Annotated in this window: 19 protein-coding genes; 7 read left to right on the plus strand and 12 right to left on the minus strand. The window is 53.8% G+C overall.

Annotated elements, in window-relative coordinates:
• Window positions 1-153 precede the first annotated feature (153 nt).
• Together BC440_RS10635 and moaB are read right to left on the minus strand one after the other, a co-directional pair.
• Window positions 154-924, minus strand: coding sequence for a sulfite exporter TauE/SafE family protein (locus tag BC440_RS10635; RefSeq protein WP_071240089.1), 771 nt, complete (start codon window positions 922-924; stop codon window positions 154-156).
• A gap of 50 nt (window positions 925-974) precedes the next feature.
• Window positions 975-1505, minus strand: a complete 531-nt coding sequence (gene moaB / locus BC440_RS10640) for a molybdenum cofactor biosynthesis protein B (protein ID WP_007092148.1) — start codon at window positions 1503-1505, stop codon at window positions 975-977.
• A 426-nt stretch (window positions 1506-1931) separates the two neighbouring features.
• On the opposite strand from moaB, the gene BC440_RS10645 reads away from it, so the two are divergent.
• From BC440_RS10645 to BC440_RS10670, 6 genes are all read left to right on the plus strand, one after another.
• Window positions 1932-3884 carry an acetoacetate--CoA ligase gene (locus BC440_RS10645; RefSeq protein WP_071240090.1) on the plus strand — a complete coding sequence of 651 codons (1953 nt, stop codon included), beginning with the start codon at window positions 1932-1934 and terminating at the stop codon, window positions 3882-3884.
• A 533-nt stretch (window positions 3885-4417) separates the two neighbouring features.
• Window positions 4418-5437, plus strand: a complete 1020-nt coding sequence (locus BC440_RS10650) for an amino acid ABC transporter substrate-binding protein (RefSeq protein WP_007092146.1) — start codon at window positions 4418-4420, stop codon at window positions 5435-5437.
• Between the two features lie 115 nt (window positions 5438-5552).
• Window positions 5553-6749: an amino acid ABC transporter permease gene (locus BC440_RS10655; RefSeq protein WP_007092145.1), complete on the plus strand. Its 1197-nt coding sequence runs from the start codon at window positions 5553-5555 to the stop codon at window positions 6747-6749.
• Between the two features lies 1 nt (window position 6750).
• Window positions 6751-7854 carry an amino acid ABC transporter permease gene (locus tag BC440_RS10660; protein WP_007092144.1) on the plus strand — a complete coding sequence of 368 codons (1104 nt, stop codon included), beginning with the start codon at window positions 6751-6753 and terminating at the stop codon, window positions 7852-7854.
• A gap of 18 nt (window positions 7855-7872) precedes the next feature.
• Window positions 7873-8661 carry an amino acid ABC transporter ATP-binding protein gene (locus tag BC440_RS10665; protein WP_071240091.1) on the plus strand — a complete coding sequence of 263 codons (789 nt, stop codon included), beginning with the start codon at window positions 7873-7875 and terminating at the stop codon, window positions 8659-8661.
• Between the two features lie 147 nt (window positions 8662-8808).
• Entirely contained in the window at window positions 8809-9633 is an 825-nt protein-coding gene (locus BC440_RS10670) for an ATP-binding cassette domain-containing protein (protein ID WP_071240092.1), read from the plus strand.
• Between the two features lie 20 nt (window positions 9634-9653).
• On the opposite strand, the gene BC440_RS10675 is transcribed toward BC440_RS10670, so the two are convergent.
• A complete protein-coding gene (locus tag BC440_RS10675) occupies window positions 9654-10418 on the minus strand; it encodes a DeoR/GlpR family DNA-binding transcription regulator (RefSeq protein ID WP_037987529.1) in 765 nt (254 codons plus the stop codon).
• A 106-nt stretch (window positions 10419-10524) separates the two neighbouring features.
• Window positions 10525-12084, minus strand: a complete 1560-nt coding sequence (locus BC440_RS10680) for a DASS family sodium-coupled anion symporter (protein WP_071240093.1) — start codon at window positions 12082-12084, stop codon at window positions 10525-10527.
• A 293-nt stretch (window positions 12085-12377) separates the two neighbouring features.
• Here BC440_RS10680 and BC440_RS10685 point away from each other — a divergent pair, with 293 nt between their 5' ends.
• The gene (locus BC440_RS10685) at window positions 12378-14009 is read left to right on the plus strand and encodes a GMC family oxidoreductase N-terminal domain-containing protein (protein WP_071240094.1); all 1632 of its coding nucleotides are present in this window, start codon (window positions 12378-12380) and stop codon (window positions 14007-14009) included.
• A 75-nt stretch (window positions 14010-14084) separates the two neighbouring features.
• On the opposite strand, the gene deoA is transcribed toward BC440_RS10685, so the two are convergent.
• The 8 genes from deoA to BC440_RS10720 form a co-directional block, all read right to left on the minus strand.
• Window positions 14085-15425, minus strand: a complete 1341-nt coding sequence (gene deoA / locus BC440_RS10690; protein ID WP_071240095.1) for a thymidine phosphorylase — start codon at window positions 15423-15425, stop codon at window positions 14085-14087.
• 58 nt (window positions 15426-15483) lie between these two features.
• A complete protein-coding gene (locus tag BC440_RS10695) occupies window positions 15484-16290 on the minus strand; it encodes a purine-nucleoside phosphorylase (protein WP_071240096.1) in 807 nt (268 codons plus the stop codon).
• Complete coding sequence (cdd, locus tag BC440_RS10700; protein WP_348769613.1) at window positions 16287-16817, minus strand: cytidine deaminase; 531 nt, start codon at window positions 16815-16817, stop codon at window positions 16287-16289. Before cdd ends, BC440_RS10695 begins: the two co-directional genes overlap by 4 nt.
• 29 nt (window positions 16818-16846) lie before the next feature.
• The gene (locus tag BC440_RS23620; RefSeq protein WP_278371619.1) at window positions 16847-16972 is read right to left on the minus strand and encodes a hypothetical protein; all 126 of its coding nucleotides are present in this window, start codon (window positions 16970-16972) and stop codon (window positions 16847-16849) included.
• A 15-nt stretch (window positions 16973-16987) separates the two neighbouring features.
• Window positions 16988-17182, minus strand: a complete 195-nt coding sequence (locus tag BC440_RS10705) for a hypothetical protein (RefSeq protein ID WP_139192108.1) — start codon at window positions 17180-17182, stop codon at window positions 16988-16990.
• A gap of 148 nt (window positions 17183-17330) precedes the next feature.
• On the minus strand, window positions 17331-18302 hold the full coding sequence (locus BC440_RS10710; protein ID WP_071240099.1) for an ABC transporter permease: 972 nt from the start codon (window positions 18300-18302) through the stop codon (window positions 17331-17333).
• Entirely contained in the window at window positions 18302-19420 is a 1119-nt protein-coding gene (locus tag BC440_RS10715; protein WP_071240100.1) for an ABC transporter permease, read from the minus strand. The genes BC440_RS10710 and BC440_RS10715 overlap by 1 nt, the downstream gene beginning before the upstream one ends.
• A complete protein-coding gene (locus BC440_RS10720; RefSeq protein ID WP_071240220.1) occupies window positions 19417-20991 on the minus strand; it encodes an ABC transporter ATP-binding protein in 1575 nt (524 codons plus the stop codon). The genes BC440_RS10715 and BC440_RS10720 overlap by 4 nt, the downstream gene beginning before the upstream one ends.
• Window positions 20992-21009 lie beyond the last annotated feature (18 nt).

Here is a 21009-nt window from a genome sequence, read left to right on the forward strand (position 1 = left end):
CCCGATTGGTTAATGAAAAAATGCTTACATAGTGCGTTTGAGATAATTTTCCCGATTAAATCACGCCAAAAGAAAAAGGGCAGGAAATTTCCCGCCCTAAAATTCAACCTGATGAACACAAAAATTACCGCATCAATCACACCAGAACGTCATTCAAATCTCGGCAAAGTGGATAACGGCATCAGACAGCAGTTTTAAACCGGTAATAAACAGCAAGGTGTAGCACACCCGATAAAACAGCTTTTCATTGACCTTGTCATGCGCCCAAAGCCCCAGCCACGTCCCGAGAATCGCCACCGGAACCAGAACAAGCGCGGTTCCGAAATTGGCACCACCGAATTGCCCTAGATACCAGTAAGGAATCAGCTTCACATAATTGACAACGATGAAGAACATGACGGTCGTACCGACAAAAACCGTTTTATCCATTCGTTGCGGCAACAGGAAAACAGAAACCGGCGGACCACCAGCATGCGCAACAAAGCTGGTGAAACCAGCAATGGTTCCCCAAAACGATCCCTTACCCCAATTCGCGCGCCTGGCTTCATCGCCGCGTTTTTTTCCGCGGAACCAATGATCAAGGGTAAAGCCGATGGCAATGAGTGCAATGATCATCTTCACGGCATACTCATTCAGATAGCTGAACGATAATGTGCCGACCAGGATACCAAGAAGTGCGGCCGGTATCAGAATCATCATATTGCGACGATCCCAGTTCTTCCGGTATGCCCAGACATTGGCAACATCCATCAGACACAATATCGGCAACATAATTGCCGCAGCCGCCTGCGGCGACAACGCCAATGCCATCAGTGGCACTGCCATAACACCAAGCCCACCCCCAAACCCGCTTTTTGACACACCAGCAATCAAAACTGCCGGAATTGCAACAAGGTAAAAGAAGGGATCGGTGATAATTTCCATAAAATCGTCCTACGGAAGGTGATCGTCTCGTCTAAAACCTGAGCGGCAGATTACTTTTCGGTCAAACGCGGCATCAGTTCGACGAAGTTGCATGGACGGTGACGAATGTCGAGTTGATAGAACAGGATATCATCCCAGGCATCCTTGCACGCACCATTCGACCCAGGCAGGGCAAACATGTAAGTGCCGCACGATACGCCAGCAGTTGCACGCGACTGAACAGTCGATGTGCCAATCTTGGCATATGACAGCCAGCGAAACAGCTCGCCAAACCCGGGGATCTCCTTGTCATAAACCTTCTGATGGGCCTCTGTCGTAACATCGCGCCCGGTCACACCAGTCCCGCCCGTACTGATGATCACGTCAACCTTCGGATCATCGCACCACTGCCGGAGCTGCGAGACAATCGTGTCGAAATCATCCTTTACGATAGTCCGCGCCGCGACCTTGTGACCTTTGGCTTCGATCCGATCGGCAAGGATCTGGCCAGAGGTATCATTCCCCAGCGTTCTGGTATCGCTCACCGTCAGAACAGCAATATTTACAGATACAAACGGGCGATTTTCATCGATTCTGGACATGCTATCAACTCCGGATGGTGGCTTCATTTCCGACAGAGTAGTCAGCATGCAGACAAGCGCAAGCCGTTTCGAAATACCGCACCGCACAACACTCCCTCGGCACATCACAATCGAACAAAACATCGCAAATTTTGGTTATTTAATTACCGAAAAACGCTTGAATTTCCCGAGCCCGATCACCCTCCATTCAAAAAACAGGCAACAAACCCAATAAAATTAATGTTAATTTTCATAACACTAAGAAGAAAACCTGAAACTCTTAAACTTGACTTTCAGCAAGATAGTTCACACCTCGCCCACTCTGCCCCATGACTTTTCTTGCCATGCAACATATTTCACCGTAAAAAAGTGGTAGGGAGATACCGATTTGAGCCTTAAAAATGGTCGGTAATTGCAAGAAAACAGGCAGGAAACAAAGGATCCATCATGAGCGATTTGCTTTGGCAGCCCAGTCCAGCGCGCGTTGAAAACGCCAATGTCACCCGGTTCCGCAACTGGGTGAACGAAAAGCACAGCCTGAAACTGGACAGCTTCCCCGCGCTCTATGACTGGTCGGTCGCCAGCAAGGAAGATTTCTGGCCCGCAATTATCGACTATGTCGGTCTGAAGGCAGAAAGCTGGGGTGACGCAGTACTTGTTGACGGCAACAAAATGCCCGGTGCAAAGTTCTTCCCGAATGCCCGACTGAATTTTTCAGAAAACCTGCTGGTCCGCGATGACGACACCGACGCGCTCGTTTTCTGGGGGGAAGACAAGGTCAAAACCCGTATCTCATGGTGCGACCTGAATATCGCGGTATCGAAATTCTCGCAGGCACTTCGCGCCGAAGGCATCAAAAAGGGTGATCGCGTATGCGGATATATGCCCAACATGATCGAAACCGTGATCGCAATGCTGGGTACAGCCGCAATCGGCGCCACTTGGTCATCGGCCTCCCCCGACTTCGGGGTTCAGGGCGTCGTTGACAGGTTCGGCCAGATCGAACCCAAATTAATGATTACCGTTGACGGCTATCACTATAATGGCAAAAGCCACGATATTCGCGAAAAAGTCCGTGATGTTGTCGACAGGATCACGACGATCCAGAAAGTTGTCATCGTCAAATATGCCTTTGATGGCACCAACACGACCGGCATTCGCAATGGCATTTCCTACGATAATTTCCTTGCCCCCTTCAGTCCGGAAAAGATCGTATTTGAACAGGTCGAATTCAATCACCCGCTTTATGTGATGTTTTCGTCCGGCACGACAGGCAAACCGAAATGCATTGTGCATGGCGCTGGCGGAACACTTCTTAAACAGGTTTCCGAACATGTCCTGCATTGCGATGTGGTGCCAGGCGATCGGGTATTCTACTTCACCACCTGTGGCTGGATGATGTGGAACTGGTTGATGGGTGGCCTTGCCGCTGGCGCGACACTGCTGCTTTACGATGGATCACCGTTCTACCCCAGCGGCAATATATTGTTTGACTATGCCGATGCCGAGGGCATGACCCTGTTCGGGACATCGGCCAAATATATCGATGCATTGGCAAAGGCCGAACTTAAACCACGGGAAACCCATGATCTATCGACGGTGCGTGCCATGACATCCACCGGATCGCCCCTGGCCCCCGAAAGTTTCGATTATGTCTATCGCGATATAAAATCCGATATCCATTTGGCCTCCATCTCTGGCGGGACCGACATTCTGGGCTGCTTTGTTCTTGCTTGTCCGGTCTTACCGGTGAAGCGCGGCATCATTCAGACCCGCGCGCTGGGTCTTGCCGTTGATGTTTTTGACGATGACGGCAAATCAATCCGCAATCAAAAGGGCGAACTGGTCTGCACCGCCCCCTTCCCCTCCATGCCGATCGGTTTCTGGAATGACCCCGATGGCGCACGCTATAAAGAAGCCTATTTCAACCGTTTCGATAACATCTGGTGCCACGGCGACTATGTCGAGCTTGACGATGACGGCGGTATGGTCATCTACGGCCGATCAGACGCGACACTTAACCCGGGCGGTGTCCGGATCGGCACCGCCGAGATTTATCGTCAGGTCGAAAAGCTCCCCGAAATTCAAGAATCCATCGTTATCGGTCAGGAATGGGATAACGATGTTCGGGTCATCCTTTTCGTTGTGCTGCGCGAAAAATATCAGCTGGACGAACTTCTGATCGACCGTATACGCAAACAGATCAGGAACAATTGTACGCCCCGTCACGTCCCGGCAAAGGTCATTGCCGTGGCCGATATTCCCCGCACAAAGTCAGGAAAAATCACCGAACTGGCCGTCCGGGATGTTGTGCATGGGCGCCCGGTGAAGAATCAGGAAGCACTCGCAAACCCCACAGCACTTGAACTTTTTTCCAATTTACCGGAACTTCGCAGCTAGGCCGAGACGTCCGGCTCAAAACATCAAAGCCCCGTCGCGTGATCGACGGGGCTTTCGTTTTTGCAAAAGATTAATCAGAACCATAAAGCGTGCCGATTTGATTTCAGCGCACATCGCAAGTCGATTCCGCGCCGCAACAGAGTTTATTTTTTGAGCAACAGTTACAATTGGTTAAAAAACGCTCATTTCATTGCTGGCAACAAAAAAATTTTGAGATTTGTTGCTTTTCAGAACCTGACCATTCGAACAGGTTTTTAACCTTTTGAAATATGGCGTTTTTTAACAGCAAAAAGGCTCTGTAGTCGTCAAAACAACGTTTTTCAGTACATCACCAAAGCGTGGAAATGGCGTGAATTTGAAGAACAAGCCCCCAGCGTAAAATTTTTCAGGCTTGACACATACCAGCCGAAAATTTCTTAATTTGGTGGTCCGATAAAAACAGGACAGTAGGATATGCTGCTCTGGCATATCCAGGGTGGCATAAAAGTTACCAAAGCCATAAAGAATGCTTTGCTAATGAGGGAGCTCATCTAATGAAAATCAAAACGATCCTGGCCGCTGGCGCAATGTCTGTTGCAGCCATCGCCGCAAACAATGCCCACGCGGGCGCTGTGCTTGACGGCATCAAGGCTAAAGGTTTCGTTCAGTGTGGCGTGAACACCGGTCTTCCGGGTTTCTCCGCTGCCAACGCCGAAGGCAAATGGGAAGGTATTGACGTTGACGTTTGCCGTGGCATTGCTGCTGCACTTCTGGGCGACGCTAATAAAGTTCAGTACACCCCGTTGACCGCTGCGCAGCGTTTCACCGCTCTGCAGTCTGGCGAAATCGACATCCTTTCGCGTAACACCACAGCGACCCTGACGCGCGACGTCAAGCTTGGCCTGACCTTCCTTGGTATCAACTACTATGATGGCCAGGGCTTCCTGATTCCGAAAGCCCTGGGCGTATCCAGCGCAACGGAACTTGACGGCGCAACCGTTTGCGTCGAGCCGGGCACCACCACTGAACTCAACCTGGCTGATTACTTCCGTGCCAAAGGCATGAGCTTCGAGCCGGTCGTTATCGAAAACATCAACGAAGCAACCGCTGCCTTCTTCTCTGGCCGTTGCGACGTTTACACCACTGACGCATCGGGCCTTGCCTCGATCCGTACCACAATGGCGCCGAACCCGGACGACTATATGATTCTTCCGGAAATCATTTCCAAAGAACCGCTTGGACCGGCTGTCGCACAGGGTGACGAACAGTGGGCTGATATCGGTCGCTGGGCTCTTGCCGCCATGATCGAAGCCGAAGAGTACGGCGTCACGATGGCAAATGTTGACGAAATGAAGAGCAGCACCAACCCCGGCATCCAGCGTCTTCTAGGCGTTTCCCCGGGCATGGGCGAAGCTCTTGGTCTTGACGAAGAGTGGGCATACCGCATCATCAAGCAGGTTGGTAACTATGGCGAAAGCTATGAGAAAAACGTTACCGCGAAACTGGGTGTCGAGCGCGGCCTGAACGCCCTCTGGACCGATGGTGGTCTGCAATATGCTTGGCCGGTTCGCTAATATCTAGCGTCGGCTGAAAATCGCCTAACGAAGCTCCGCCCCACTGCCTGAACGCATGGGCGGAGCTTTTCGTTAAGGCCACTTACATTGGATACAATCTACACCTGAGGGTCAGATGAGTAAGACTCAAAATGCCCCGGGGGGTGTTCGTTCCAAGACCGTCGTCGATTACCTGAATGACGAGAATGTTCGCGCAATACTGTATCAAATCATTGCGATCGGACTTGTCATATTGGCGGGCTGGTATCTGGTTTCCAATACGCTGGTAAACCTGGAACGACAAAACATCTCAACCGGTTATGGCTTCCTTGATCTCGAAGCTTCGTTCGAAATCAGTGAAAGCATGGTCCAGTACAGTGCACAAAGCAGCTATGCAACCGCACTGTTGGTTGGCCTTCTGAACACCGTAAAGGTGTCTTTACTCGGGATTATCCTGTGTACCATTATCGGTACCATTTTCGGGATTGCGCGCTTGTCGTCGAACTGGATCGTTCGGAAACTGGCGACTGTTTACGTGGAAATTTTCCGGAATATCCCGGTCCTGTTGCAGCTTTTCTTCTGGTATGCCGTCATTCCGAACGCGTTCCCGCATCCGCGCGACGCATTCGAACCCCTGCCCGGCGTCCTGCTGACGTCACGTGGCATGTATATGCCGGTTCCGGTTGCCGATAATGCCTATACCCTGATGGGGATTGCTGCGATTATCGCCTTCGTTGCCATCTTTCTTATCAAAAAATGGGCCAAAAAACGCCAGGATGAAACCGGTCAGCCATTCCCGGTATTTCTTGTCGGAACGGGCATTTTTGTCGGCCTGGTCTTTATTGCCTATCTGATCGGCGGTGCGCCGACCGATATGGACATACCGGAACTCAAAGGCTTCAACATCCGTGGTGGCACAAATGTTTCACCCGAATTCCTTGCCGTGCTAATTGGCCTGACGGTTTACACGTCAACCTATGTTGCCGAAGTTGTCCGGTCCGGTATTCAGGCCGTCCCTCACGGCCAGTGGGAAGCTGCCGATAGTCTTGGCATCAAGCGTTCGGTTGCCCTTCGCAAGGTGATCCTGCCGCAATCAATGCGCGTCGCCATTCCGCCACTGACCAACCAGTATCTGAACCTGACCAAAAACAGCTCGCTTGCTGTCGCGGTCGGCTATCCCGATCTGGTGTCGGTATCAAATACGACCATGAACCAGACCGGTCAGGCGATCGAGGCAATCTCGATCTTCATGTCGATCTATCTTGGTCTGTCCTTGTTGACCTCGCTCTTTATGAACTGGTTCAACAAGAAAATGGCACTGGTGGAGAGGTAAGATGGCAGATAAGGCAAAATTACCTCCGCTTCCTACAGGCACTTTTTCTGCCCGTGCAGTTACATGGTCAAAAAAGAACCTGTTTGACGGTTGGTTCAACACCCTCCTGACACTAGGCTCCATCGCATTCCTTGTGTGGCTTATTCCGCCACTCGTGAACTGGGGGATCATCAATGCAACGCTGACGCCCTCCATCGAAGGTTGTGCCGAAGTCACCGGCGCATGCTGGGGCTTTGTAAACGCCAACTTGCGTCTCATTCTGTTTGGAACCTATCCGTACGACGAACAATGGCGTCCGCTTTTGGCAATGATTGTCCTGATGGGCATCATTTGCTTCAGCCTTGGCGGGGTTAAATATCCTTCCTTCCGCAAGGCAATCATCCCGATGTGGGTGATCGGAGTTCCGATCATTGCCATCCTGATGTGGGGCGGTGCACTTGGCCTGACCTATGTGCAGAACAGCTATTGGGGCGGACTTCCGCTGACTCTGATCCTGTCGGCGATCGGCATCATCTTTGCCTTCCCGCTGGGCTTGCTTCTGGCACTGGGACGTCAGTCGAATATGCCTGCGATCAAGACGATCTCGGTTGTCTATATTGAAGTGATCCGTGGTGTGCCGCTGATTACGGTTCTGTTCATGGCATCTGTCATGTTCCCGCTGTTTCTTCCGGACGGTGTGACCATCGACAAACTGCTGCGCGCGCAGATCGGTATCATTCTGTTCACCGCGGCCTATCTTGCCGAGGTGTTCCGTGGCGGTCTCCAGGCTGTGCCGCGGGGCCAGTTCGAAGCCGGCGACAGCCTTGGCCTGTCCTATTGGCAGTCCATGCGCCTGATCATCCTGCCGCAGGCTTTGCGTCTGGTAATCCCGCCGACCGTGAACAGCTTCATTTCGATGCTCAAGGATACGACACTGGTGGTCATCATCGGTCTGTTCGACTTCCTTGGCACCGTCAAGCTGGCACTGCGCAGCGACCCAGCATGGACGAAATACTACGTCGAGGGTTATGCCTTCGCCTCGGCAATTTTCTTCCTGATCTGTTTCTCCATGGCCAAATATTCGGCCTATCTTGAAAAAGAGCTCCGCAAGGGCGAGCAACGGTAAGGAGAGAGGAAAAAAACAATGACAGCTACAGAAGTACAAACCACCAATGGCGTTGTCCCTCCTCCGTCGAACGAGGAAGTGATCACCGTCAGCAAGGCCAACAAATGGTATGGCAATTTCCATGTTCTCAAGGATATCGACCTGCATGTCCGCAAGGGCGAGCGCATCGTTATCTGCGGGCCGTCCGGTTCGGGTAAATCGACCCTGATCCGCACACTCAACCGTCTTGAGACCTATCAGAGCGGCGAAATCACCGTTGATGGCATTCTGCTTGGCGACGATGTCAAAAACATCGAAGCCGTGCGCCGCGAAGTCTGCATGGTGTTCCAGCACTTCAACCTTTTCCCGCACATGACCGTGTTGGAAAACCTGACGCTTGCCCCGATCTGGGTTCGCAAGATGCCCAAGAAAGAAGCCATTGATCTAGCGATGCACTATCTGGAACGTGTCAGGATTGCAGAGCAGGCGCACAAATTCCCCGGCCAGCTTTCCGGCGGTCAGCAACAGCGTGTGGCAATCGCCCGCTCGCTCTGCATGCAGCCGAAAATCATGCTGTTCGATGAACCGACTTCGGCCCTTGACCCGGAAATGGTCAAGGAAGTGCTCGACGTTATGGTCGAACTCGCCAAGGAAGGCATGACCATGCTTTGCGTGACCCACGAAATGGGCTTCGCCAAAGAAGTCGCCGACCGCGTCGTGTTCATGGACGCCGGTGAAATCGTTGAAATGGCGGGACCGCAGGAATTCTTTGCGAACCCGAAAAGCGAACGGACCAAGCTGTTTCTCAGCCAGATCCTGTCTCACTAGGCAAAACGCCCGGTGGACTTCCACAGATTGCGTACCGGAAACGGCCCCCCGAAACGGGGCCGTTTTCTTTTTTGCAAATTTCGGGCTTGCCCCCTGCCCGTCAAATGCCGAAGATCGGCGGGCAAACAGCAATGGATAAACATCTTCATGACCACGCCCTCCACACCTGCTACCGCTGCGTCAACATCGGGCTTCATCACGGTTCAGTCACTGACCAAAAAGTTCGGTCCGAATACTGCGCTTGATGATGTCAGCCTGTCGCTCGGCAAGGGTGAAACCATGGCGATCATCGGCCCGTCGGCGGCGGGTAAAAGCGTGCTTTTGAAATGTATCGTCGGTCTTCACGGAGCCGACAGCGGTAAGATCATGCTGGGCGGTGACGATGTCAGCCAGGTCAGTTCGCCTGCGCGAAAACATTGGGCCGAACGGATTGGCATGCTGTTTCAGCAAAACGCCCTGTTTGACAGCATGAAGGTTTGGGAAAATATCTGTTTTCGCCAGATAGAGCGCGGAACCATGACCCGCAAAGAAGCCAAGGATCATGCAGTAGACCTGCTTGGTCATGTTGGCCTGTCCGAAGACAGTGCCTTTCTTTCCCCGGGTGATCTTTCCGGCGGCATGCAAAAGCGCGTTGGCATTGCGCGTGCCATTTCAACCGATCCGGAAATTCTGCTGCTTGATAATCCGACCGCAGGTCTTGATCCGGTTCTGTCGAACCATATCGAACTGATGATCAGCAAGATCGCGACCCAGCGCGGTACCACCGTCATTACCATTACCAATGATATGCAGATCGCACGCACGCGTTACGCTAACCTTGTGATGATGCACGCGGGCAAAGTTTACTGGTCGGGTCCGACAAACGATATTAATGACGCCCATAATGAACATCTGACCCAGATGCTCAATGGTTCGTCCCAAGGTCCGATCACCATGCGGATGGGCAAGCGCGGCGACCATATGGTTGCCTGATCGCAAATCGTTGTTGCCGGTCAATTCGCGGTATAAACCGACAAATCCGCTTCACGGATGACATCGGCCCAAACCGGGCCGGGATGACGGTCGGTAAACAGGGCGTCAATTTCCGAAAGATGCCCCAACCGCACCATCGCGCGACGCCCGAATTTCGATGCATCGGTACACAGGAACGTCTGGCGGGCATTGGAAATGATCGCACGCGCCACCCGGACTTCGCGATAGTCGAAATCCATCAGACTACCATCTTCGTCAACGCCGGAAATCCCGACAATCGCGTAATCCACCTTGAACTGGTTGATAAAATCGATGGTCGCCTCACCAATCACGCCAAAGTCACGCTGACGAACAACGCCACCGGCAATAATCACCTCAAAGCCCGGGTTGGCGGCACAAATCTGGGCGACATGCAGGTTATTGGTGATGATTTTCAGGCTCTTGTGTGACGATAACGCGCGCGCAACCTCTTCATTCGTGGTGCCAATATTGATGAATATCGACGCCCCTTCGGGGATATGCTGCGCCACCAGCTTGGCAATCTCGCGCTTGCTGCCAAGGTTAAGAACCTGACGATCAGTATATGCCGTGTTTTCCGTGGTCGAAAGGCTGGCCGCCCCGCCATGATAACGCGCAACAAGCCCTTCTTCGGCCATCTCGTTGATATCACGTCGAATGGTCTGGGGGGTAACGGCAAAATGATCGGCCAATGTGTCAATCGTCATGAAACTGTTCGCCGCGACCAGTTCAAGAATTTCGCGACGCCGCCGATCAAGCTTGCCCATATTGTTTCCTTCCGCCCTGAATTTTCGTCTTTGATTGTTAATTTTCGTTACCGATCAAAATGCTTTCTAATGAACGGCAATGCAAGCCCTGCGCACAAAGAAGTTGTTATTTAAACAGAATGGGCACCAGAATCATGGAAAACACCACCAGCAGAGCAAGCCCGGCAAGGTTCACAACCGCACCGGCGCGAACCATATCGCCAATTTTCAGATAGCCGCTGGCAAAAACAATAGCATTCGGGGGCGTTGCCACCGGCAACATGAAGGCACAGCTCGCGGCAATCGCCACCGGCACGGCAAGCAATAGCGGGTCGATGCCCTCGCCCAACGCATAAGTTGCCACCAGAGGCAAAAAGGTTGCAGCCGTCGCCGTATTGGATGTCAGATGGCTGATCAGGATCACCATCAAGGCAATCAGACCGATCTGCACGAACACCGGCAGGTCTGGTAAAGCACCGGCATTTCCGGCAATCCAGGCCGCAAGGCCGCTGTCATTGATCAACGCCCCTAACGCCAGTCCGCCGCCCACCAAAAGCAAAACGCCCCAAGGCAACCGCAATGTCGCCTTCCAATCCAGCACATAAAGATTTTCACGTGCCTTGACCGGGATCGCAAACAAGGCAATCGCAGCAAACATCGCAATCGATGCATCGCTGATCGGGACATCGGGCAAAGCCACCTCGATCAGCGGTCGGAAAAGCCACAGGCAGGCCGTAGCCACAAAGACGATGGCAACCGACTTCTCCCCGCGTGACATCGGTCCCAGTGCGGCAATATCACGCGCCAAAGCATGTCGTGCATTTTCCGGAAGATCATCCGCCTGCGGATAGACAACAGATGTCAGTATCCACCAGCAGAATAGCAAAAGGACCGCAGCAAACGGAACCCCCAGCATCATCCATTGCCCGAACCCTATGCTGACATCAAAGTTACTGGCAAGATAACCGGCAAGCAACGCATTCGGCGGCGTCCCGATCAGGGTCCCGATCCCGCCGATGCTCGCACCAAAGGCAATCCCGAATAGAAGCGCCAGCGCAAAATTGCGCGTCAGCGGAGCAAGCTTTTCCGTCACACTTTCATCGTCCTCCTCAATGCCTCTGGACGGTTCCGTTTCATTGTCGCGAAGCAAATTCACAATCGAAAGCGCAATCGGCAACATCATCGTCGCGGTTGCGGTATTACTGACCCACATCGAAAGGAATGCCGTGGCGGTTATGAAGCCCCCGACAAGAGCACGCGGCCTAAACCCTACCGTTTTCAGGATCATCAGCGCAATGCGTCGATGCAGGTTCCAGTGCTCCATGGCGATCGCAATGATGAATCCCCCCAAAAACATGAATATCAGGGGATTGGCATAGTGCGGCGTTACCTGTGCAACCGATGCCAAACCAAATACCGGCGCCAGGGCGACCGGCACCAGTGCTGTTGCCGCTATCGGGATCGCTTCCGACAACCACCAAACGGCCATCAAGGCGGCAAGGGATGCCGAGTACCAGGCAATCGAACTCATGCCACTTGGTGGCTCCATCAGCACCATGGCAACAAACAGGATCATCCCGCCCCAAAGCCCGGCCTGCCGCCGTAATGCTCCGGGTCGGCGGGGCGATGCCGGGTTGGCACCGGTCGACGAGATCGGAAGCTTGTCAATCAGAGGAAATCGGATCATCGGATGCTCCGGCCATAAGGCAGCATATGTGCTGTGAAACGCTGTGATATGCCATCAACTTACGACATCACAATCTCTTCGCAACAGTTTGATTTTTATATAATTATTCCAATTTTCAATTACTTTCGGAGTTTTCCGTATCGTGGAACGCATCCCACCATCGATTATATTTCCGATCCCGGCGATCAATGATAGCGTTACAGCCAAAATCAAATGCAGCCAATTGTGCTGCCAAAACAACGATATCACTGGGAGGATAGAAAACATGATCACACGACCTTACCCTGTCCGGAATGATCCCCGCGTCACGCAACGGAGTTCGATCATTGGATAGCTTTGATTACATTATCATTGGCGCCGGTTCTGCCGGATGCACACTGGCCAATCGCCTCTCGGAATTGGGCGAGGCCAGCATTCTTCTGCTAGAGGCCGGCGGCAAGGATACCAATCCATGGATTCACATTCCCGTGGGTTACCTTTATTGCATTGGCAATCCGAATGTTGACTGGTGCTTCAAAACCGAGGCAGAGAACGGCCTGAATGGCCGATCACTGGGATATCCGCGCGGCAAGGTTCTGGGCGGGTGTTCGTCGATCAACGGCATGATCTATATGCGTGGTCAGGCTGCCGATTATGATCACTGGCGGCAATCGGGATGTAACGATTGGGGCTGGGATGATGTCTTGCCGCATTTCAGAAAATCCGAAGATTACTATCTCGGCTCAGATGATATGCACGGGTCAGGCGGCGAATGGCGGGTTGAACAGGCGCGCGTGCGCTGGGAAATCCTTGATGCGTTTCAGGATGCCGCCGAACAGGCAGGCATCCCGAAGATCGCCGACTTCAACCGCGGCAATAACGAAGGGTCGGGCTATTTCGCCGTCAACCAGAAACGCGGCATTCGCTGGAATACCTCGAAGGCATTTCTGAAACCTGCCCTGTCGCGCAAGAACCTGGAACTGCGCGCGCATGCGCAAGTTCGTCGCCTGATCATTGAAAACGGTCGCGTGACCGGCGTTGAATATGACCGCAATGGCCAGGTTGAAACCGTCACGGCACGTCGTGAAATCGTTCTGTCGGCCGGTGCCGTCGGATCACCGCATATTCTGGAACTGTCGGGTATTGGTCGGGGCGATGTCCTGCAAGAACATGGCATTCAAACCATTCATGAAAGTGCACAGGTCGGTGAAAACCTTCAGGATCACCTGCAACTGCGCTGCGCCTTCAAGGTCAGCGGCATCCGCACCCTGAACGAACAGGCCAGCAGCCTTGTCGGCAAGGCCGGGATCGCGCTGGAATACCTGTTTAATCAATCAGGGCCGATGTCGATGGCCCCAAGCCAGCTTGGCATCTTCACCAAATCGGACGCATCATTTGAAACGGCAAACCTGCAATATCATGTGCAGCCACTATCGCTTGAAAAGTTCGGTGATCCTGTCCATCCCTTTCCGGCCTTTACGGCAAGTGTCTGCAATCTGCGCCCGCAAAGTCGCGGCAGCATCCACCTGAAATCACCCGATTTTCGCGACCAACCGGCCATCGCACCAAATTACCTCAGTGCGGATGCCGATAAAAAGGTCGCGGTTGATTCAATCCGTTTGACCCGCAAAATTGCCAATCAGCCCGCCCTTGCCCCGTACCGGCCCGAAGAATTCAAACCCGGCCCGTCATACGAGACCGAGGATGATCTGGTCAAAGCCGCGGGCAATATCGGCACGACAATTTTCCACCCTGTTGGCACATGTCGCATGGGTGCGGACCCGGCATCGGTGGTTGACCCGCAATTGCGCCTGCGCGGGCTTGACGGGCTTCGGATTGCCGATGCCTCAATCATGCCCACCATTACATCGGGCAATACCAATTCACCGACCATCATGATCGCGGAAAAGGCAGCTACCATGATCATGGAAAGCACACGAAACTAGCCACACAGACCAAACAAAGAGGCCGGGCAATCATCCTTCCTGCCCGGCCTTCTGCATTTTTGCGCGCCCGATTAATCACCCTTTGGTACGGGCAACAATCCGTTCGCTAACTGCTGCTGCAGAACCGGTTCTGGCGACCTCGCCATCGCCAATGACGATTGCCTCGCGCAAAAGGGCCGTCGCTTCGTCAAGCTGTGCCTGATCGCGGACATGAGCGTTACAAAGCGGCGTTTCGGCCGAAACCGCCTGTCCGACCTTGATGAAATCGGTAAAGCCGACAGCAAAGTCGATCTTCTGATCCGCACGCGTCCGGCCACCTTTCAACGCAACCAGCGCAAGCCCCACCTTGCGCGCATCCATTGATACCACCCGCCCGGTCTTTGCGGCACGTACCGGCTTGATCATCGGTGCCGTCTCAAGATGGGCCGATGTGTTTTCAATGAAATCGACCGGTCCGCCAAGGGCCGACACCATTTTACCAAATACCTCCGCTGCCTTGCCCGATGTCAGGGCGTCGCTGGCTTTTTGCAGCCCATCGGCAACATCGGTTGCAACACCGGTCAGTGCCAGCATTTCCGCTGCCAACGCCATCGTGACATCATAAACACGCTGTTCCTGATGTTTGCCCGTCAGGAAATCAACCGCCTCGTGCATTTCAAGCGCATTACCGACCGTATCGCCCAGAACCTGCTCCATATCGGTCAAAAGGGCCGTTGTCGGTACACCATTGCGGGTTGCGACTTCGGTGATGCTTTCGGCCAGTTCGCGCGCACGATCATATTCATTCATGAACGCACCCGATCCGAATTTGACATCCATCACCAGCGCATCCAGACCCGCCGCCAGTTTTTTCGACAGGATCGATGCGGTAATCAACGGAATGCTTTCCACCGTCGCGGTAACATCACGAATGCCATAGAAACGCTTGTCCGCAGGGGCAAGATCGGCGGTCTGCCCGATGATCGCACAACCGACTTCACGGGTGACCTTGGCAAATTCATCCAGGGTCGGCGCGGTGCGATAGCCGGGAATGGAATCAAATTTGTCCAGCGTCCCGCCCGTATGGCCAAGCCCCCGCCCCGAAATCATCGGAACAAATGCGCCGCAAGCACCAACAATCGGCCCCAGCACCAGACTGACCTTGTCGCCAACCCCACCAGTCGAATGCTTGTCGACAATCGGCCCGTCAAGGCCAAGCGCCTTCCAATCAAGAACGGTGCCGGAATCGCGCATATTGCGCGTAAGGGCCGCACGTTCATCCATGGTCATGCCGTTAAAAAAAATCGCCATGGCAAGGGCGGCAACCTGCCCCTCGCTGATGCTTTCATCGGCAATGCCTTTGACGAAAAAGGCGATTTCGGCGTCTGTCAGAACTTCGCCTTCACGTTTGCGGCGAATGATTTCCTGCGGCAGCATATGCTGTCTCCTGCGCGCTTATTATTGAATTACGTTTCCAAACCCGTTTGAAACAGACTCATGCATCACTTGAAAAATAACGCAGCAGGATCTTGATTAAATTGGCAGATCCTTCTTTCGCCATCTCAAGCGTCTGTTCATGACTAAGGGCAGTCGGGCTCATGCCCGCGGCCAGATTGGTGATGTTTGAAACAGCCGCCACCCGGAATCCCAAACGACGGGCAAGAATGTTTTCCGGCACCGTCGACATGCCCACCGCATCCGCCCCCAGAACCTTAAGCGCGCGAATTTCGGCCGGCGTTTCGAAACTCGGCCCGGTGCACCAGCAATAAGTGCCTTCAAACAGATTAATGCCAAGCTCCGCCGCTGTATTTTTCAAACCCGATCCGATTTCCGGATCATACGGCACATCCATTCCGACAAAACGATCATTGCCATGATATCCGATCAACGGATTGGGCCCAAACAGGCTGATATGATCCGTAATCAGCATCAGGTTCCCCGGTGATGCCTCGGGAATAAGCGACCCTGCCGCATTGGTAAGGATAAGCCGGTCGGCACCCAATTCACGCAATGTCTCGAGCGGCTCGCTCATCAAATCCGAACGGCGATGTTCATAATAATGCGCCCGCCCCTGCATGACGGCAACCAATACACCACCAATCCTGCCAAGCACCAACTGCCCGCCGTGGCCCTCCACCGTCGGCTTAGGAAATCCCGGCAGGTCGGTATAGGAAATTTTGATTGCATCACTGACGGCGTCAACAACGCCCCCCAGCCCACTGCCAAGAACAAGTGCGACCTCGGCCTTAAAGCCCGGTGCCTTGGCGGCAATGATTTCCAATGCGGCTTTGACGTTGCTCATTTCAAATTCTCCGGCCCGAAGGAATGGGGAATAAGTTCTTCACGTGTCAGGGTCAAAAGCGTTTTGCCTGCATCATTGATGATATAGATCGTCGCATCCGATCCAGTGAATTCCCGGATTTTCTGGCGACACCCGCCACATGGCGTACAGGCAACATCCCCCAGCCCCACAACGACGATTTCGTCAAACTTGGTTTCACCCGACAGAACCATCGCCGAAATCGCCCCGGCCTCGGCACACACACCTTCGGGATAGGCCGCGTTTTCAACATTGCATCCGGCAATGATCTGCCCGCGCTCCGTCCGAAGGGCTGCGCCGACGTGGAATTTCGAATAGGGCGCATATGCCCTGTCACGCGCGGCAAGTGCCACATCAATCAAATCGCGGGGGGCGTTGGTTACAGTTTGCGATGTCATATGTCTTATCCTGTTTTTCCTGCCGCTTATCGCGGGCAGGTTCCATTCTGCATATAGTCGTGAACCGTAACCTGGCGTTGATGATGTCGTTGCGCGCCGCATCGGCCGCATCCTTCATCGCAGGCATGATCAGGTCCCTGTTAATCGTCTAACGTCCAGTCAACCCCGTCTTCGGCAAGGCCAAGACTTAGAATACCCGGTTTCCAGTCCCCATCTCGCACCGCCGCGAATGCCTCGAAAACGGCAACATCGACATGCTTAACCATCGATGTCAGAATCGATTACGAATGCAGTCCGTTCTGGTTTGCATCTGATACAATCTCAAGCTTTCCGGCATCCACTTTTACCTGCAGAATGCCAATTCCCGTGCCACCGGCCAGTTGCAAAACAACATCCGCACCAAGACCGATCTGTGTAGCTGCCAGTTCCGCACCACGGCTCGCGGTCCTTCCACGCTGCACTGGTCGAATAAACAACTGCCGATGCAATTTCTGCGGCCTGCAAGGCAAAAACCATCGCGGGTATCGAAACCGTCAGAACGGCAATGATGGAAAAGACCTGTTTGCAATTCATCACAGCCTCGTTTGCCAGTTATGCCGGATCGGGAAGCTAATCGCAGCGCGATCAGCGTTCCTTCACATACGGACGACCAAGCGATTTGGGCGGAATGGCGCGGCCAATAAAGCCCGCCAGCAGGATCACCGTCAAAATATAGGGCAATGCCTGCACCAGTTGCACCGGCACCTCGCCGATCCCCGGCAGGATAACACCCTGCATGCGGGTTGCCGCGGCATCAAGGAAACCAAACAGCAGGCACGCAAACAGTGCCGGGAAAGGCCGCCATTTACCAAATACCATCGCCGCCAGCGCAATATAACCCTTGCCCGCCGTCATATCCTGCAGGAACGACGCACCCTGCGCGGTTGAAAGATACGCCCCCGACATGCCGACAAGAACACCACTGCAAATCACCGCCCGATAACGCATGCCAACCACGTCGATACCAGCGGTATCAACGGCCCCCGGGTTTTCACCAACCGCACGCAGACGCAAACCGAAACGGGTGCGATACATCACCCACCACGCGGCTGGTACTGCCAGAAACGCGACATAGACAAGGATGTTATGACCGCTCAGCAATTCTGAATAAATCGATCCCAGAACCGGGACATCGGCAACGGCATCCGCGCCGGGCAAGGTAATCGGCTGGAACCGCGATCCATGATCAAGCGACGGAGTCTTACCGCCCTGCGCAAACAGGGCAATCCCGACCAATGCCGTTAGACCCGACATCAGGATATTGATCGCCATGCCCGACACGACCTGATTGCCCTTATGCGTGATGCAGGCAAAACCATGCAGAAGCGAAAGGCAGATCGTCGTCGCGATTGCAGCCAGCAACCCGGCCCAGGGATTTCCGATATAATAAGCCACCGCAGCAGCCGAAAACGCCCCGCCCAGCATCATGCCTTCAAGTGCCAGGTTGATCGTACCCGACCGTTCTGAAAACATCCCGGCCAGTGCGGCAAGAATAAGCGGGGTCGATGTCCGAAGCGTCGCATCCAGAAGCAGGATAACCAGTTCAAAATTATCCATTATGCGGCCTCCTGCGCACGGCGGCGCAAATGCCACGCTGTATAAATCCGGGTCACGCGCGGACGGAACATATGTTCCATCGCACCGGTAAACAGGATAACAAGCCCCTGAATAACCACGACCATATCGTTCGAAATCGTCGGGATTTCAAAGCTGAGCTCCGCCCCGCCCTGATACAGCATCCCAAACAGCAATGCCGCCAGGAAAATACCAAACGGATGATTGCGCCCCATCAGGGCAACCGCAATCCCGACAAAGCCGTAACCGGCCGTAAAATCGATCAGCAACCGGTGCTGAACACCCATTACTTCGTTAAGCGCCATGAACGCCGAAAGCGCACCTGAAATCATCATCGCCATGATGATATATCGCCCCGGCTCGATCCCGGCATAGGTCGCGGCGACCGCATTGGCCCCCACAGTGCGGATCGCATAACCCCATCTTGTATGCCAGATGAACAGCCAGACCAGAATACTGCAGACAAGCGCATAAACAAACGACAGGTTCAGCGGGCTACTTGCCATCTCCAGACCAAGGCTTGCAGCGATGTCATGAATGAACGGCAAACGCAGATGTTCAGCGATCTGTTCGGTTTCCGGGGTCATTGATCCCTGCGGGCGCAGAACATTGACCAGCAGATAAACCATCAGCGACGACGCAATGAAGTTGAACATGATCGTGGTGATCACGACATGAGATCCGCGACGTGCCTGCAAATAAGCAGGTATATAGGCCCATGCCGCACCGAAAATTGCCGCGGCCAGAATGGCAACGATCAGCATGATCGGGAATGGCAGGAAATCAAGGTAAAGGGCCGCCAGAATGACACCAAGCCCCCCGACATAGGCCTGCCCCTCGGCACCGATATTGAACAGCCCGCAATGGAATGCCACAGCAAAGGCCAGACCGGTAAAGATGAAGTTGGTGGTGTAATAAAGCGTATAACCCCACGCCTCTTCATAGCCGAACGCACCATAAAGCAGGATTTCAACGACTTGCGTCGGACTTTCACCAATCGCCAGAACAACAAGCCCCGAAACAACGAGCGCCAGCAAAAGATTAAGCAGCGGCAACGCGCCAACATCAATCCAGCGCGGCAGTTGAACACTGTCACTCATGCCTGCCCCTCCGCAGCTTTGGCTTCATGGGGATCAACCCCGGCCATCATCAGGCCAAGCACCCGTTCATTAGCATCAGCAGCAGAAACTTCACCGATGATGGAACCATCACACATCACCAGTATGCGGTCGGCAAGAGACATGATTTCGTCCAGTTCGACGGATACCAGCAGGACGGCTTTGCCAGCATCGCGCATCGCAACAATACGTTTGTGAATGAATTCGATGGCGCCGATATCGACACCCCGCGTCGGCTGTCCGACCAGAAGAAGTTCCGGGTCACGCATGATTTCACGCGCCAAAACCAGTTTCTGCTGGTTGCCGCCGGAAAAATTGGCTGCTTTCAGATCGGGATCATTTGGCCGTACATCGAATTCTGACATCATATGTTCGGTCGCATCGGAAATCGCATGCCAGTTCAGGAACATGCCCTTCTGATAGGCCGCGTCATCCTCATAACCGAGAATGGCGGCTTCCTTGGCCGAAAATGACGTCACCATTGCCATGCGATGGCGGTCCTCAGGCACATGGGCGACACCGCGCTTACGCAGCTCGGCAGCATCAACACCGCGTCCCGGTGTCACATCCTGCCCGTTCAGTAGCACCTGCCCCTCGGTTACGGCACGGATCCCGCCAAGCGCTTCAAGAAGTTCGCTTTGCCCGTTGCCGGAAACCCCGGCAATACCGACGATTTCACCGGCGCGCACCGAAAAGCTGGCATTCTTTACCTTGCGCACACCCTGCGATGTTTCAACGCACAGATTATCGACCTCAAGAACCGTTGCCGCCGGTGCGGCTTCGCCCTTTTCAAGGCGCAAAAGCACCTTGCGGCCGACCATCAGTTCGGAAAGTTCTTCGGGGCTGGTTTCGGCCGTTTTGCGATGAGCCACCATTTCACCATGGCGCATCACGGAAACATTGTCCGTTGCCGCCATGATTTCGCGCAGTTTATGCGTGATCAGAACAACCGTTTTGCCCTGCTGTTTCAGGGTTTCTAGAATGCGGAATAGATGATCGGCTTCCTGCGGGGTCAGAACCCCGGTCGGTTCATCCAGAATAAGGATTTCGGCCCCCCGATAAAGGGCCTTCAGAATTTCAACGCGCTGCTGCAAGCCAACAGACAGATCACCCACAATGGCATCGGGATTAACGTCGAGCGCATATTCGCGCTCCAGACGCTTAAGCTCCCCGCGGGCTTTATCAACGCCCTGGCGCAGGATCGCCCCACCCTCGACACCCAGAATAACGTTTTCAAGAACCGTGAAAGGCTCAACCAGCATGAAATGCTGATGGACCATGCCGATGCCAACCGCAATGGCGTCTTCCGATCCCTTGATATCGCAAAGCCTGCCATCGACATGGATGGTGCCCCCATCGGCCTGATAAAAACCGTATAGAATGCTCATCAAGGTCGATTTCCCTGCACCGTTTTCCCCGACGATGCCGTGAATCGTACCTTTTTCGACTTTCAGATCGATTGATTTATTCGCGTGTACCGCACCGAACCGCTTGTCTATACCGCGCAGTTCAATAGCGGGTTGCACGGCACCGGTCTCCCCAGCGCCGTGCATTTGATGCATCGTATCCGA

This window comes from Thalassospira sp. MIT1004, assembly GCF_001858545.1.
Lineage (GTDB): Bacteria > Pseudomonadota > Alphaproteobacteria > Rhodospirillales > Thalassospiraceae > Thalassospira > Thalassospira xiamenensis.